General features: G+C 62.5%; 15 protein-coding genes. 8 read left to right on the top strand and 7 right to left on the bottom strand.

Translation table 11 applies throughout. From position 1 onward, the window contains the following. Positions 1 to 18: 18 nt before the first annotated feature. The 3 genes from AB3X95_RS01475 to AB3X95_RS01485 all read left to right on the top strand — a co-directional run bounded on the left by AB3X95_RS01475 (position 19) and on the right by AB3X95_RS01485 (position 2988). Entirely contained in the window at positions 19 to 927 is a 909-nt protein-coding gene (locus AB3X95_RS01475) for a LysR family transcriptional regulator (RefSeq protein ID WP_184225618.1), read from the top strand. A gap of 229 nt (positions 928 to 1156) precedes the next feature. After that, positions 1157 to 2227, top strand: coding sequence for a phosphate ABC transporter substrate-binding protein PstS (gene pstS / locus AB3X95_RS01480; RefSeq protein ID WP_368620494.1), 1071 nt, complete (start codon positions 1157 to 1159; stop codon positions 2225 to 2227). A gap of 113 nt (positions 2228 to 2340) precedes the next feature. Then, positions 2341 to 2988, top strand: coding sequence for a hypothetical protein (locus tag AB3X95_RS01485; RefSeq protein ID WP_368620495.1), 648 nt, complete (start codon positions 2341 to 2343; stop codon positions 2986 to 2988). 96 nt (positions 2989 to 3084) lie between these two features. Here AB3X95_RS01485 and AB3X95_RS01490 read toward each other — a convergent pair whose 3' ends face one another. Beyond that, positions 3085 to 3891 (bottom strand): heme-binding protein, encoded by an 807-nt coding sequence (locus tag AB3X95_RS01490; protein WP_368620496.1) that lies wholly within the window; start codon positions 3889 to 3891, stop codon positions 3085 to 3087. 221 nt (positions 3892 to 4112) lie between these two features. Between AB3X95_RS01490 and AB3X95_RS01495 the strand changes: the two genes are divergently transcribed. The 4 genes from AB3X95_RS01495 (at position 4113) to AB3X95_RS01510 (ending at position 6573) form a co-directional block, all read left to right on the top strand. Beyond that, on the top strand, positions 4113 to 4508 hold the full coding sequence (locus tag AB3X95_RS01495) for a 4-oxalocrotonate tautomerase family protein (RefSeq protein WP_368620497.1): 396 nt from the start codon (positions 4113 to 4115) through the stop codon (positions 4506 to 4508). 63 nt (positions 4509 to 4571) lie between these two features. Then, positions 4572 to 5504 (top strand): hypothetical protein, encoded by a 933-nt coding sequence (locus tag AB3X95_RS01500; RefSeq protein ID WP_368620498.1) that lies wholly within the window; start codon positions 4572 to 4574, stop codon positions 5502 to 5504. Positions 5505 to 5649: 145 nt separating this feature from the next. Further along, a complete protein-coding gene (locus AB3X95_RS01505; protein ID WP_176365785.1) occupies positions 5650 to 6078 on the top strand; it encodes a nuclear transport factor 2 family protein in 429 nt (142 codons plus the stop codon). Between the two features lie 93 nt (positions 6079 to 6171). Next, positions 6172 to 6573, top strand: coding sequence for a GFA family protein (locus AB3X95_RS01510; RefSeq protein WP_176365786.1), 402 nt, complete (start codon positions 6172 to 6174; stop codon positions 6571 to 6573). A gap of 61 nt (positions 6574 to 6634) precedes the next feature. Here AB3X95_RS01510 and AB3X95_RS01515 read toward each other — a convergent pair whose 3' ends face one another. The 6 genes from AB3X95_RS01515 to AB3X95_RS01540 form a co-directional block, all read right to left on the bottom strand. Then, entirely contained in the window at positions 6635 to 7630 is a 996-nt protein-coding gene (locus tag AB3X95_RS01515) for a spore coat protein U domain-containing protein (RefSeq protein WP_368620499.1), read from the bottom strand. After that, positions 7621 to 9981 carry a fimbria/pilus outer membrane usher protein gene (locus tag AB3X95_RS01520; RefSeq protein WP_368620500.1) on the bottom strand — a complete coding sequence of 787 codons (2361 nt, stop codon included), beginning with the start codon at positions 9979 to 9981 and terminating at the stop codon, positions 7621 to 7623. The genes AB3X95_RS01515 and AB3X95_RS01520 overlap by 10 nt, the downstream gene beginning before the upstream one ends. Further along, a complete protein-coding gene (locus tag AB3X95_RS01525) occupies positions 9932 to 10684 on the bottom strand; it encodes a molecular chaperone (protein WP_018432203.1) in 753 nt (250 codons plus the stop codon). The genes AB3X95_RS01520 and AB3X95_RS01525 overlap by 50 nt, the downstream gene beginning before the upstream one ends. A gap of 75 nt (positions 10685 to 10759) precedes the next feature. Continuing rightward, positions 10760 to 11272, bottom strand: coding sequence for a spore coat U domain-containing protein (locus tag AB3X95_RS01530; RefSeq protein ID WP_368620501.1), 513 nt, complete (start codon positions 11270 to 11272; stop codon positions 10760 to 10762). 55 nt (positions 11273 to 11327) lie between these two features. Continuing rightward, the gene (locus AB3X95_RS01535; protein WP_368620502.1) at positions 11328 to 11477 is read right to left on the bottom strand and encodes a hypothetical protein; all 150 of its coding nucleotides are present in this window, start codon (positions 11475 to 11477) and stop codon (positions 11328 to 11330) included. A gap of 462 nt (positions 11478 to 11939) precedes the next feature. After that, positions 11940 to 12917 (bottom strand): alpha/beta hydrolase family protein, encoded by a 978-nt coding sequence (locus AB3X95_RS01540; protein ID WP_368620767.1) that lies wholly within the window; start codon positions 12915 to 12917, stop codon positions 11940 to 11942. Between the two features lie 288 nt (positions 12918 to 13205). On the opposite strand from AB3X95_RS01540, the gene AB3X95_RS01545 reads away from it, so the two are divergent. After that, positions 13206 to 14318: an AI-2E family transporter gene (locus tag AB3X95_RS01545; RefSeq protein ID WP_368620503.1), complete on the top strand. Its 1113-nt coding sequence runs from the start codon at positions 13206 to 13208 to the stop codon at positions 14316 to 14318. Position 14319: the final 1 nt, after the last annotated feature.

The raw sequence follows: 14319 nt of genomic DNA on the forward strand, positions 1-14319 counted from the left end.
GAATGATTGGGGCGCCATATGGACCGGCTGCGCGCGTTTGAGGTTTTCGTAACGGTCGTCACCCGGGGCAGCTTCGCGCGCGCGGCCGATGCGCTCGAAACCTCCCCCGCGAACGTGACCCGCTACGTGAATGACCTGGAGGCGCACCTCGGCGCGCGACTGCTGAATCGCACCTCACGCAGATTGTCTCTTACCGAGGCCGGTGAAACGCTTTATTCGCGCTGCAAGGCCATTCTCGAAGACGTTGCCGAAACGGAAGGACTCGTGTCGACAACGTCGATCGAACCGCGTGGACGGCTGCGTATCAATGCACCGGTCAGCTTCGGCATCCAGCATCTCGCGCCGCTGTGGCCGCGGTTCATGCAGCAATACCCCGACGTCGAGCTCGACATCACGCTGATAGACCGCGTCGTCGATATCGTCGAAGAGGGCTTCGATCTCGCCATTCGCATCTCGCGCGCCGGCACGGTCGATCACGCGGCCCGCAAACTGGCGACGTCGACAAACATCCTGTGTGCATCGCCCGATTACCTGAAACGTTCGGGATATCCGGAAACGCCGCTGGATCTGCTCGGACATCGATGTATCGGCTATACGTATGCGGCCACGGCGGACGTCTGGCAACTGATCGACAAAGACGGTAAAACGCATGCTGTCGAGGTGAACTGCCAGATGCACACCAATAACGGCGACACCGCACGCGCGGCGGCGCTCGCGGGGCACGGCGTGATCTGGCAGCCGACGTTTCTGATCGGCGAGGACCTCCGCGCGGGCCGGCTGCTGCGGGTATTGCCTGAATACCGCTTGCCGGATATCGATGTGCTCGCGCTGTATCCGAGCCGTCGCCACGTGAGCGCAAAAGTTCGTGCGGCAATCGATTTTCTGGTCAACGCGTTCTCGGGCGTGCCGCCGTGGGACAAGACGTGAAGGGATGGGGTCGGCAACTCCCGACACGGGGTGCCTGCAAAAGCGGCGGCGGGCGCCGGCCGTGGCGCGTTCGATAGCATGATTCAACTGGAATTCGGCCAGGCACCGTTCTTTAATGTCCGATATGGCGCGTAATGCAGGAGAGCCACACCCCGGATGAAAGCTGCACATTGAATCGCCGGCACGGTCGCCCTCCAACGAGCTCACGCACTGCAGGTCTGGATCAGCGATGTCCCGGAACAAGAACCGACGGGAGACATTGGTGAGAACACTGGGCGCCATCAGCGCTGGTCTGATTTGCTGTTCATGCGCGGCCGCTGCCTACGCGGCCGACATTAAAGGAGCCGGCAGCACGTTCGCCGCTCCTCTCTACACCCGCTGGGCCGCCGACTACCAGAAGTCGGGTGGAAGCAGGGTGATCTATCAGGGCACGGGTTCGTCCGATGGGCTCAAGCAGGTGATCGCCCGGGAAGTCGACTTTGCTGGCTCGGACGCGCCACTGAGCGACGATCAACTGACCCGCAACGGCCTGCGGCAGTTTCCAATCGTGATCGGCGGCGTGGTGCCCGTCGTGAACCTTCCGGGGCTCAAAGCCGGCGAAGTGATGCTGACCGGGCCGGTCATCGCCGATATCTTTCTCGGCAAGGTTCAGTTCTGGGACGACCCGGCAATCGTGCGGTTGAACCCGAAGATCAAGATGCCGAATTACCCGATCGCCGTGGTGCGTCGCCAGGATGGCTCGGGCACGACGCTGATCTGGACTCACTACCTCGCGCAGGTCAGTCCCGAATGGAAGCGCAGGGTCGGCGAAGGCACTAGCGTGCGATGGCCGCTCGGCATCGGCGGCAAAGGCAACGAGTGCATTGCCACGTACGTCGGCTATCTGCCCGGCGCGATAGGCTATGTCGCATGGGATTTTACGAAACAGAACCGCTTGAAGTACGTGGCCATGACCAATGCGGCGGGCAATGTCGTGCAGCCCGGCGCCGCCACCTTCAACGCAGCGGCGGCGAGCGCCGACTGGTCGGGTTCCCTGTCGCAGTTGCTGACCAACCAGCCGGGCAAGGACGCCTGGCCGGTCATGGGCGCGACCTATGTGTTGCTACCCGCGACGCCGAACCAGCCGGGCCACGACAAAGCCACGTTGAAGTTTTTCGAATGGGCGTTGAGCCACGGCGGACAGACGGTCAACGCACTGGACTACGTAGCGCTGCCGGACCTGGTCGTGACGAAGATCCGCTCACAATGGCCCGCCGATACCGGCGAAAAGCCGGTGCGCAAAGTGCTCGCGGTGCCGTGAGCCGAACTGCGCCTGGTGTCGCCGCGATGGCTAGCCTGAGCTGTGACGCGCGGTCATGTCGCCGGTGGCGAGGGTTTAGCGACGTGTCCGGGGCGTGCATAGAGGGACCTACGATGTACGCGAACTCGACGAGAGGGGGGCGTCAGGACGAGTGGGGTGAGCTTGTCCTGATCGTGATGAAGACCAGCCTGGCGGTGGCGCACGAGCTGGAATTGACGCCCGACGCCGTTCTCGACTGTGCCGCGAGGCATCTGCGCTTCGATGATTTCCGGTGTTTCGCAGCGGCGATGCTGGGTGCGGCACGCGCGCAAGCGTGGTGTCGCCGTCGCGACGCCGGTCCATCAGTGCAGGCGTCACACATCAAGACCCTTGCTGCGCGCGTCGATATCGACAGGAACGTGCTCGCCTTCATGCCGGCGCTGTGCACAGCCGAACCTCCGGACCACACGGAAGCGCCTGCTCACGCCTATGAAAAGGTCGTCGCGGCCCTTCAGCAGTTGAAAGAAGACGTGCAACGCGTCTTTTCGCGCGGCAGCAGTGCTTTCAGCCGTGCGGACATCGAAGGCGCATCCGGCTTCGCAAAAGCGCTCGAGGCGATCATGCCGGCCGACGATGCCAACGCCTTCGAGCGCGCGTTCGCCGCGGTTTTGCAGGTGCGGTTTTCATCGCAACCCCAGCTCGTGCCTGGCGATGCGGAGCCCGTGATGCGGGTTCAGGGTATCGATGTCAATGCTCAAGGCAGCCAGACGCCTTTACCCTGATCGAGAAGCGTTCTGTAAATCGGAGCAGGCGTGTCTTGCGCAAGTCGATATCTCCCGTGATGATTCGTCGTAGATTCCATGGGGCGACGATTGCCGTCAATGCGAAGGTATCTGCTCGATTTTGGCGGCGCTCAGGTCGCTCGGGAAGCAATGCGGATGCTCGAAGCCCATCGGAGATCCGCTCGTCGAGTAGACGATGTTATCCGTGTTGTTCGGGCCTTGGCCGGCGGGCACACTGCCGAGCCCCGCGAGCTTGCGCATGCGATACGCGATCGCATGATCGGCGCAGGCGCTATCGCCGCTCACGCCTAATCCTCCGATGACTTTCCCTCCCGCATAGAGTGCGACGCCGCCGCCGAAGGTAATGACGCCGCCAAGCGTGTGTCCGATGCCGCTGCCCTGTTCGAGGAAGCGCGCGTCAAAAGGATTCGAATTATTCAGTCCATAAAGCGAGCCGCCCGGTTGCGTGGCCGCGTATAGGTTTGCCGTGGAAAGCGCGAGTGCATCGTTGCTAAAGCCGTTCGCGGTATAAGCCTTCGCGATGGCGATGGCCCGACTGCCAGGCCAGGCATCTCCGGTCACGATCACCGAACAGAGATGTCCCTGGCGATCGACGATGGCCGCCCACATCCGGTTGGGTTTGAAGATCCCGCCGTTGCCATCGGGCAGGTTCACGACCGTACGCAACTGTTTTTCCACCAAGGCGACCGTACCTTGCGGTAGCGTGCATCGGGCTTGTGGGACGTCATCGTCGCCAGACGCGCGACTTTCGTGCGAAAAGGACGCAATGCAAAACGCTGCGACAGCGAGGGTAAGCATCTTACGCATGACGATTCTCCTGACGATCGATTTGACAGCAGGCACGCTGCTGGCGAGAAGGTGCGCAAACAGTAGGAGAGCCAATGAAATAAACGACTCATTGTTGTTGAATGCGGGCGCGAGCTCACGACTGCGAACTCGTGTAAATAGTGAAGACCATCGTGCAAAGGTGAATAGCCAAAACAGAGTCCACCTCGGCCACGCGGCACGTCGGTGACGTAATAAGTGATTGCGATGGTTTTGATCGATTTGATGGTGCGGCATATAGTTGGCGCGTGCGAAAAACTTCCTCGGAGATCGACGCGATGCCTTATCTACAGCTTGATGTAAACGATCACTACTCTGTCGAGAGCAAAAGACTGCTCGCAGCGAAAATGAGTGAGACGTATGCCCGAATAATGTCGGTCGATGTCAGGCGAATCAGCGTAGCCATACGAGAACTCGGTCCGGGCAGCGTGTGGCGCATTGAGGAGGAGAGCGGGGAGCCAGTGCCTGTCGCATTGATGATGCTCGATATCAGAAGAGGGCGGCCGCCGGAGTTACGCATGGAGTTGGCCAAAGCACTTTGCTCGCTCTGCATCGAGATTCTGGGCTTGCGCGAAGACCGGCTCAACGTCGAATTCACTCAGCACTCGGGCGATGAGATGTATCACCCGGCGCTCGGAGGTTATAGTCCGGAGTGGGAGCCGGGCCAGCGATGAGTGTTCGCAGGATCGTGTCCACGCCCGTTGCGCCACAACCTGATTCGAAGTGGGAGAAGGACCATGAGCAGGCTTGCCACATCCCTGGCAGAGAATCGGCGGATGCGATCGCGGTGGATCGTCCTGATCGCCACGGTGTTCTGCTTCTTGTGCCACAACGTCGTCGCGCAAGCGGACGACAGCGCGGCTCGCCTGCGCGAGAAATATCAAAGTCTGACGCAGCAACTCGCGCACAACCAGTTTCATCGACCGCTGTACCTCGAATCGCAGGAGTTGCCGTCGGCGCTCAAGGGCGATATCTACGGCGTGCTCAACCATCCTTTCGCGATAGTGAGCGGCGCGCTCAGCGACCCGACTCAAGGCCCGGCCAACTGGTGCGACGTGCTGATCCTGCATCAGAACACCAAATACTGCCACGCGTCCACTAGCGACAGCGGTACCGTCCTCACCGTGAACATCGGCAAGAAGACCGAGGAAGCCCTTTCGTCGTCGTACCGCGTGCAATTCAACTTTCGCCCGGTAGCGAGCACGCCTGATTATTTTCGCGTCGAGCTCTCCGCGGCCACGGGTCCGCTGAGCACGAAAGACTACCGTATCGTGCTGGAAGCGATCCCGGTCGGCGATAACCGCACCTTTATTCACCTGACCTACGCATACGGATACGGCACCGCGGGACGGATTGCGATGAAAACCTATCTGGCGACGATCGGCAGCGACAAAGTCGGCTTTTCCCTGACGCCCGATTCGTCGGCGAGCGAGCCGCAATACATCGGCGGCGTGCGCGGCCTGGTCGAACGCAATACGATGCGCTATTTCCTCGCCATCGATGCCTATCTTGGCGCGCTTGCCAGCCCGCCCAACGCCCGTCTCGACAAACGTCTGGCCGACTGGTTCGATGCGACCGAGCAGTATCCGCGGCAATTGCACGAGGTCAGCCGCGCCGACTATCTGCAGATGAAGCACAACGAGTATCAACGTCAGCAGACCGCCCAGTGACGTGCGCGTGATCTGATCAATGCAACGGCATATCGCGTTGAAGATTTTTTCCGCCTGGATGTCGATCCGGTGGTGCGTCGATCGTCGTTACCTGGCAAGACAATCCGTCAGGAACCCCTCGTAGTCCCACTCAGGAGCACACACTGTGAACAAACTCGACAATCCGATCCTGCAAGTCCTGGAAGGCTACAAGGCCGCGGTATGGGCCAAAGACGTGGACTCGTTCGTCGCGCTCTACGACCGCGACGCGGTGGTGTTCGACATGTGGGGTACATGGTCGTACAACGGCATCGCATCGTGGCGCGCGATGGCTGAGGGCTGGTTCGGTTCGCTGGGTGCGGAGCGGGTGATCGTGAATTTCAGCGACGCGCACACGATGGTTGCCGCGGACCTTGCCGTCGTTCACGCCTTCGCGACATACAAAGCCGTCGACGCCGGCGGCGTGGAACTGCGTGCGATGGACAATCGCCTGACCATGACGCTGAGGCAGCAGGCCGACGGATGGAAAATCGTCCACCAGCACACCTCTTCTCCGATCGCGGCCGGCACGGCGCAGGTCATTTTCCGGCGCTAGCGGTTTGCCGGTTCGACATCGCGCTTCGACTCGCGAATAATCATGGCTGCGCGACTTTCCAATTAGCGATGTACCTTCTGTCTAAAGGCAGCCATGAAACCATTGCTTGCCGGCCGATGCCTTTGCGGCGCCGTCCATTACTCGGTAAGAGACGAATTCGTCTATGCGTTGAACTGCCACTGTTCGAACTGTCGGCGCGCAACCGGCTCGGCGTTCAAACCCTTCGCGGGGATCGAGCGCGACAAGCTGCGCATCACGGAGGGCGAAGACAGCCTGTTGATCTTCGGTGATGAGCAGGCGTCGCACGATGTGCGCTGCAAAAAATGTGGAAGCCTGATGTTCTCAGTGGTTCGTAACGGTGAATACGTTCACGTCACGCTCGGCACCCTCACGGACTCGCCTTCCATCTCTCCCACTGCCCACATTTTCGTGGGTTCCAAGGCGCCGTGGTATTCGATCACTGATCAACTGCCCCAACACGACGAATTCGGCTAAACCGGCGCGGTCTTGCGAGTGGCGCAACTCGTCACGCCCTATCAGAAGGATTTTTTCTCTCCTAGTAGTACAGCGTGACGACGATCGTATCGATGTAATCGCCGACCGCGAGATTGGGTTGCGCTGGCACGAGGCCATAAACGGTCAGCGAGGCCGTGTTGCCGGCAACGTCGGTCGTTCCCGCCACCATGCTTGCATCATCGTTACCCCACACCTGCGTGGTGCTGGCGTCCTGATACAGCTGATAGCGGACGAATCCGCCCGGTCCGGACATGCGGCGCATGGAGCCATCGAAATTCAGACCATTGTCGAGGCCCACGCGCCAGGACGTGCCCGGAGCACATTGGACACGGATGTTGCCGTTCTCGCGCAACTGGCTTTGAGGCGGCGCCACCGCCCCGAAGTCGATATCGGTGGCGGCGACCCAGCAGCCGTATTCGAAGGTCGCGTTGACACCCGACGAGCTGAACGTGATGGAACCGCCGCCGGTCCCGCCGGCGCTGCAGTCCGCCGAAGCGGGAAAGCCCGTGGTGCTGTACCGGTAATCCAGAACGCCCGTTATGCCGGTCTCCTGGAACGGGTAGGTCGCGGGAACCGCCTGCCCCGGGTACACCCAGCCGTAGACGGAAGCATTGACGGTCTGTGGCGTTGCGGGTGGCGTCGCAATATGCACCTGATAGACGGGCGTGGAACCCGGTGCGCCGATGTGTTGGGTATGGGCGGCATCGGAAAACAGGTCATAGTTGAGATAAGCGTTGTTGTAGTTGCTCATGCGCCGTGTCGGCTGCCCGACACTCCAGTCACCCGGGTTCAGATAGAGGCAGACCTGGTAGTAGTAGGTCTGGCCGCCCGAATAGTCTGGCTGGCAGTTCACGGTTACCGCGGACGTGGCTGCGCGGCCGCTGCTGCTGACGGTGCCGAAGCTCATCCCGAACGCGCCGCTGACATAGCAGGACTGCGAGTGAACCAGCGGTGCATGAAGCGCGAGAGCCACGACGACCACGAGCCAGATCATCAGTGCGGTCGGCTTGCGCGGCAATGCGCGGGCTATCGGCATGGCTGATCTCCGAGGTCGATCCGGCCGTGTTGGGGTAGTTGGGCCGGCAGGGTCACGACGCACTGACCGGTGCTCAAGGGCACGGAAAGCCGTGCGTCCGCGGGCGGATTCTCGAGGAACACGCGGCCGTCATAGCCGATCGTCACAGGGACGTTGCCGGGGTCGAGCACGGCTTGCGTGCCCGCCGGAATCGCCTCGCCGGCGACGCTGTGCACGGAGAAGTCCAGCATCAGCATGGTCTGGATCTCGAAGCGCGCCAGCATGCCGCTTCCTGTCGAGGGTACCGCCTGCATGCGCACGCGCTCCACCCTGACATCGGCCGGAAGCGCTCGCGGATCTATGGACAGATCGTTGTTCTGCCATGCGTTCAGTGGTGTGACCAGCAGCAGGCCGTGATCGTCGGTGCTGCCGACCAGCCGGTTTTCCAGTTTGACCGGGACACCGGCTATGCCATCGGTCGATACCAGCGCGAAGGCATCGTAGACCCTGCGCATGGGGAACAGATGACCTTGCATCAGCAGCAGCCCGCCGGTGACGTCGGCATACGCGGTACTGTTGCCCGCGCTCTGGTTCGCCAGGTACTGGCCGCCGACCCGCCATTCCCCAAAGCGGGTGAGCTGGCTGATCTCGGCCTGGCCACCCGCATCTTCTCCCGCGCTGCCCTGCACGCGCCAGCCCCAGCCATCGGCGTCGCCGGGCACATCGCGCGCGGCGCCGACCGTCACGGTGTTGCCTCGACCCTGGTGCACGGCGCTGGCCCAGGTTTGAACCCGGTTGCCGAGGGGCAGCGACCAGTAGGCAAAGGCCGAGGTTCCGCCATGGCCTTCGAGGTCACGGTTCGCGCCCACGCTGAAATAGCCGAAGCGCCCGAACGACTGCGACCAGCTCAGGCCCGCATAGCTCGCGCTCGGGAGGTCCTGATACGACTGACGTACAAAGCTGGCGCCCAATTGACCCCGTCCCACGTTCCAGCCGACGAACGCCTGGGAACTGCTCAGAGGCAAGGTCGAGCCCTCGAGCGTGCCGATATCAACGAACGCGTCGTTGCGGCGCAAGGTCGCGAGATTGATGCTGAAGCCGTAGCCTTGCCATTGATAGCCGGCGCCGTATTGCTGCCCGCGCTGGTGACCATAGTTGCTGGCGGCGAAGGACGCGCTCACCACGCCGGCCTGGCCGAGCCGGACGGCCGCGCCGACACCGCCCATGGTCAGGCCATGAGAAGTCTCGCCATGCGCTTCGAGCGTCAGATAATCGGTCACGCCATAGCGGCCGCTGCCACTGAACATCGCGTTGTCCGCGTAGGAGAACGAGCGAATGCCGTAATCGAGGCGCAATGCTCCGACCTCGAACGACCAGTCGCTGAGACCCTTCTGTAGCAGGTTTGCGCTGTTGTAGAACGGGATGCTCACGACGCGCCGCTGGCCGGTGATGTCGGTGACGACTATCTGCGCGGTGCCCGCCCCGGTGATGACCGGCGCGCCGACGACCTGGAACTGACCCGGCGCCACGGGCCCCTGCGCCTGCCGCACGCCGTTGATGTATAGGTCGACGAGCGATGGAACCGCCGTTTCGCCGACGAAAGACGCGAGCGGGACCGTGACGCGGTAAGGCTGCAAGTCGAAGTTGCGGGAGATACGCAGGCCGCCGAAGCGCATCGTGCGAGTCCAGGACAATGCGCCATTGAAGGCGTCTCCCAGCGTCACCGTCACCATGGAGCCCGGAAAATCCAGCTGCCAGGACGTGTCGAGACGGATGTTGCGTTCGCTGTCGCTGCCATAGCCTCTGGACAATTGCGTCAGGTTGCTGGTGCGCCAGACGCCAGGCCCGACCCCGAACATGCGCAGTTCGGTCCAGCCACTGGCGCTGGTCGAATTGCTGTCCGTTTGCGTGTAGAAGTCGTAGTTCAACAACAGGCCGGGCGCCCGCGTCGCGGGGTCCAGGTACGGCACGGGCGGCGTCCTGTAGCCGACCTCCGAGAGCGGACCGCTTAATAATTCGATGGGCGCAAAAATCTCCAGACGCTGGTTGGCTACGTCGTATCGGGTTTGCAGGTTCGGCAGATCATTCAGGTCGATCAGCCCGCTCGCAGTCTGCGCGCCGGGCCAGCTCAAGCCGAGCCCTAGCAGCGTGTTGACATCGGCATAGATGTGTCCGTCGCGCACGACGAAATGTTCGATCCGCCGGAGTTCCACATGATTGACCGCCACTTCGAGATAGAGGCCTTGTCCACGCGAGGCGTTGATGTCTGCCGCAGAGGCCGCGGACCGGGCAGGTGATAGCGCAGCGGCGAAAAGGCTCAGGCTAACGGCCAGCACCGTCCAATGGCACCGCCTGCACTTCAGTGTCGTCATCGAATCGGGCCTTGAGCGTCATACCTGGGGGCAAAGGATAAGGAACGTTCAGAGGCCAGCTCATGCGTTGGCCGGACAGGACATAACCGACCAGACCGCTATCCACGAACTGCGTCTGGCCGCCGGATGCCGCAGTGCTCAAGGCGCTGATGCGGATGGCGTGGGTGCCGTCATTACTGACGCTCAATTCGGCCTTGCCGTCGTTGCCGGCAGCGACCTGGGCGTGGACGCGGCTGAGGTCGGTCCTGATGGGGGTGGTGCCGTGCTGTGGTCTTGGCACCGGCGTCGTGTGCGTGATGTTCACGAAGACCGGAATCGAATAGCGCATCAACAACCTCAAGCCGGTTCCGTGCGGCATGCCTTGCTGAGGCAACTCATCGATCAGCAGGCGGTAGCTGAGTTCGCTCGCGGGCGTCGTCGGGTGGAGGCGGATCACCCGCACCGTCTGCTGGCCGCCGGGCGCGATGTGCATGATGGGCGGGCTGGCCACGAGTTCGCTCGATGCCGCCGGGCTCAGTTGATCCTGACCATCTTGCTGGGTCCAGCGCATGATGCGCACCTGTGCCTCGACGGGGTCTTGCCCCTTGTTGGCTATCTGGACCGTCTGGCCTTGCTGCGTGGGTTCGAATTCCATCCTGACCGGTGCGACCTGCAGGATCGCGGCGGCTCGTGCCGGCGCCACGCCGCCGACGGCGGCGACCATGGCCGCGGCGCTCCAGAGGGCACGAAGCATGGGTGGCTGAACCAGTGATCGCATGGCGTGCATGGACGTCCCCCATCAGTAGGTGATCGTTGCGGTGACCGTATCGAGGTACTGGCCCGCTGGTTCCGTACCGCCCACGGTTGCCGCTGCGTAGACCGTCAGCGAGATCGTGTAGTCGGAGCCGATGCCGATCCCGGTGCCGGTGTACCACGACGGTGCGGTGTTCCCCCAGTTCGTTCCTGTCGGCGAGTCGCGCCGCAACGTGTAGGGAATCTGGGTGGTGCCGGTCGTGGCTTGCATCGCGCGTGCGTTGACATCGCCGGTGACGGTGCCGCCGTCGAGTCCCAGCGTGAAGGGCAGGCCATTGGTGCACTGAACCTGAATGGTGCCGGTCTGCGTATACGTGGTCGCGGCCGAGAGCTGCGCGCCGAAGTCGATGTCGGTGGTGGAGGCGATCAGGCAGGTGCCCTGGATTGTGATCCTGACCTGGAAGGTGCCGGTGGCGGTGGTCTGGGCCTGCGACGAGGCGGTTACCGCTGTGAGGGCTGCGGTTGCCAGCAGCTTTGACAGGTAAAGAGAGGCACGCATAGGTTCTATCTCTCCGAAGCCGGATCACGGACGATCTAACGAAGGCGGCGCTGCTTCATTCGCCCGCAGGCTTCATCGACGGCGCGCATTGCAATCCAAAAAGGCCGGCGATGATCGGTGACACACGGACCACGCCGTGCGGGAACCTGGAGGAGGCCGCGCGGATCAGCAAAGCGTTGGGTGCAATGCCGTAGATGATGGGCAACAGGCAGCCACCGATGATGGGTGGAGCGGGGAATCGTGTTGCGCAGCCGCCGTGGGGGGTAGCCGTTCGTGCGCTTGCGGTGTTCGCCGCTCAATGCGCCGCGGCCCGCGGCGAATGCCGGCCGGGAAAAGGCAATGCAAGCCAATCGGTCGAGGATGCCATGCATCGACTCGCTCCTTTGGTGTTGTTGGTCGGCTAACCCTTCCACGCTCGGGGGGCATGAAGCTGGCGCCCGAAAGCCCACCTCGTAGAGGGTAATAACACTTTTACGACGAATCAAGAAAATGTGAAGTTCTCCTATCCGCGATTGACGGCTTTGCAATTGACGGCGAATTTTTCGCGTAATAGGACCACGCGGACTGCAAAACTTGCGCCTGTGGGCACCCCTTTGCTTTGCGTAGGTTTCCTGCACGACCATCGACGCAGGCACGCAGCTGATCCAGCACACAAGTCGATACTTTCCTATCGCAGCATCGCCTCGAAAGACCGTACCACCTCGGCATTGAACCGTTGATGGAACGCCGCCCGGTCGAAGCCCGGCGCGCTGTCGCAGATCTGCGGGCGCAGCCGCGCAAGACGCGTATCGCAGGGCGGCAGGAAGTCATAGTGGCCTGCGTTAGCCACCAGACGATAATCGGCAGCGCGGGGCAGGTCGTCCCGCACCGGCTCGTCGTACCACGGATGCGGCTGATGACGATCGTCGGCGGCGCTCCACAGTTGGAGCGCAGCGCGCACGCGGCCCAAGCCCGCGCGGCCAAACGCGAAGCCGAACGAAGGCGCGGCGATGACCATAGCCTTGATGCGCGCATCGTGGACCCAGACACCGGCCGGAACATGCGCGCCGAAATGAACGTCGACGCTCGCATGCCGCAAAGCGTCGCACAGGTCATGATCCGGGTGGACTTCGCAAAACGGGGCGATTTTCGACAGATCCGGAATGCCGCCCGCGGCCACGAGCACGGTGAAGCCGCCGTTGGAAAAGCCGAATGCGCCGATGCGGTCTGCATCGAGCCGCTCGCGCTCCGGCCAGTCGTCGAGCATGTAGTCCACCAGCCGATCAAGCTGCGCGGGCCGGCGCCAGAGTTCCAGCACGTGGCTCTGATCATCGAAGGTATCGCCGGCGTGACTGACCGCCGCCGTGACGAAGCCCGCGCGAGCCAGCGCGAGAGCCGTGTCGTAATGAGCGCCGTACCAGCCGCCGCCGCCGTGCGACAACACCACCAGCGGCAGATGATTGCCCGCGATCGGAGCGTCGGCGGCGACAGTCTGGGTAGCGCCGCCCAACGCGTGCGGTGTGGCCGGCGCGTCGGTCGGATACCAGATTCCGGCAGCGAGCGGCGGCTCGGCGCCGTTCGGTATGTCGACCTTCTGAAAGCCGACCCCGGCGGCGCGGGCTAGCGCGCCAGCAACCAAGCCCAGCAGAACGGCGACGATAAGCATCAATCTCACGGTGCTCTCCATGATCGTCGTGGGCGACTGGAACGCCGGACGGTTCGAGGCTATGAGACCAAAGTCCAATTGAATCTTTGAGGTGCGGGTTCAATAGTAGTGAAACGCCGCGTTCTGTCGACGAGAAGGCCGGCGCGATTCTCTTCCTGAAGATGCCGGAATTGCAGGCAGGCTTTGGTATTGGCGTCAAAAACGTTCCAGTGGGTTCGAGTTTTCGCGTTGCTGGCATATCACGGTGTCGCCGCGCAACCGCGCCGCGACCTGGCCGGAGAGGAACCTATGCTGCTCACACCGCTTTCACAACGCACGCCTGCGAGAGAGATGCTCGATGTGCTGATCCGCGCCGGACTCATTGCGATCCTGGCCGTGTTCTGCTTTCGGATCTTCGCGCCGTTTCTTAACCTGATGGCCTGGTCGGTGATTCTGGCGATCACGCTGTATCCGCTGCAGGTCCGTCTGCGCCATGCGCTCGGCGGCAAGGATGGTCTGATCGCCACGCTGATCATTCTCGTCGCGTTTGCCGTGATTCTGGTGCCCACGTATGCGTTGGGTCTCGCGGTCGCCGATTCGATCGAGAAATCGATAGCCATTGCGAAGAGCGGTAGCTTCCAGATTCCGCCTCCGGCCGAGTCGGTGGAGAGTTGGCCGCTGGTCGGCCAGCGTGTGTACGACTTCTGGCAACAGGCATCGACGAATCTGGCCGGCCTTGCACACAGGTTCGCACCGCAGCTGAAGGAGGCCGGCCTCGCCGTGCTGGCAACGGTGACGGGCCTCGGCGCCGGACTGGTGATATTTTTTGTCGCGCTGATCATCGCTGGAATCCTGATGGCCCACGGTGAGAAGGGCTATCACAGCGCGGTGCAGATCGCCTCGCGCATCTCGGGTCCCGAGAACGGGGTTCAGATCGCCGATCTGTGCACGGCGACGATTCGCGCGGTGGCCCAGGGCGTGGTGGGCATCGCGTTTATCCAGATGCTGCTGATCGGCATCGGCTTCGTCGTGAAGGGGATACCCGGCGCGGGGCTGCTCGCGCTGGCCGTGCTGCTGCTCGGCATCATGCAACTGCCGGCCACGCTGATCACTATTCCGGTGATCGCCTTCGTGATCGTCACGGACGGCGTGAGCACCGCAAACATCATCTTCGCGGTCTATGTGTTCGTCGCGGGCCTCGCCGACAACGTGCTCAAACCCTTGATGCTGGGCCGCGGCGTTGCGGTGCCGATGCCCGTCGTGCTGATCGGAGCGCTCGGCGGCATGGTGACGGGCGGCGTGATCGGGCTATTCGTCGGGCCCGTGATGCTGGCCGTCGGCTATCAGCTGTTCTGGCGCTGGGTCCGTGACCAGCCGCAACCCACGCAAACCGCGCAGATCCACGAACCAAAGCAGACCTGAA

Source organism: Paraburkholderia sp. BR13444 (assembly GCF_040948755.1).
Lineage (GTDB): Bacteria > Pseudomonadota > Gammaproteobacteria > Burkholderiales > Burkholderiaceae > Paraburkholderia > Paraburkholderia youngii.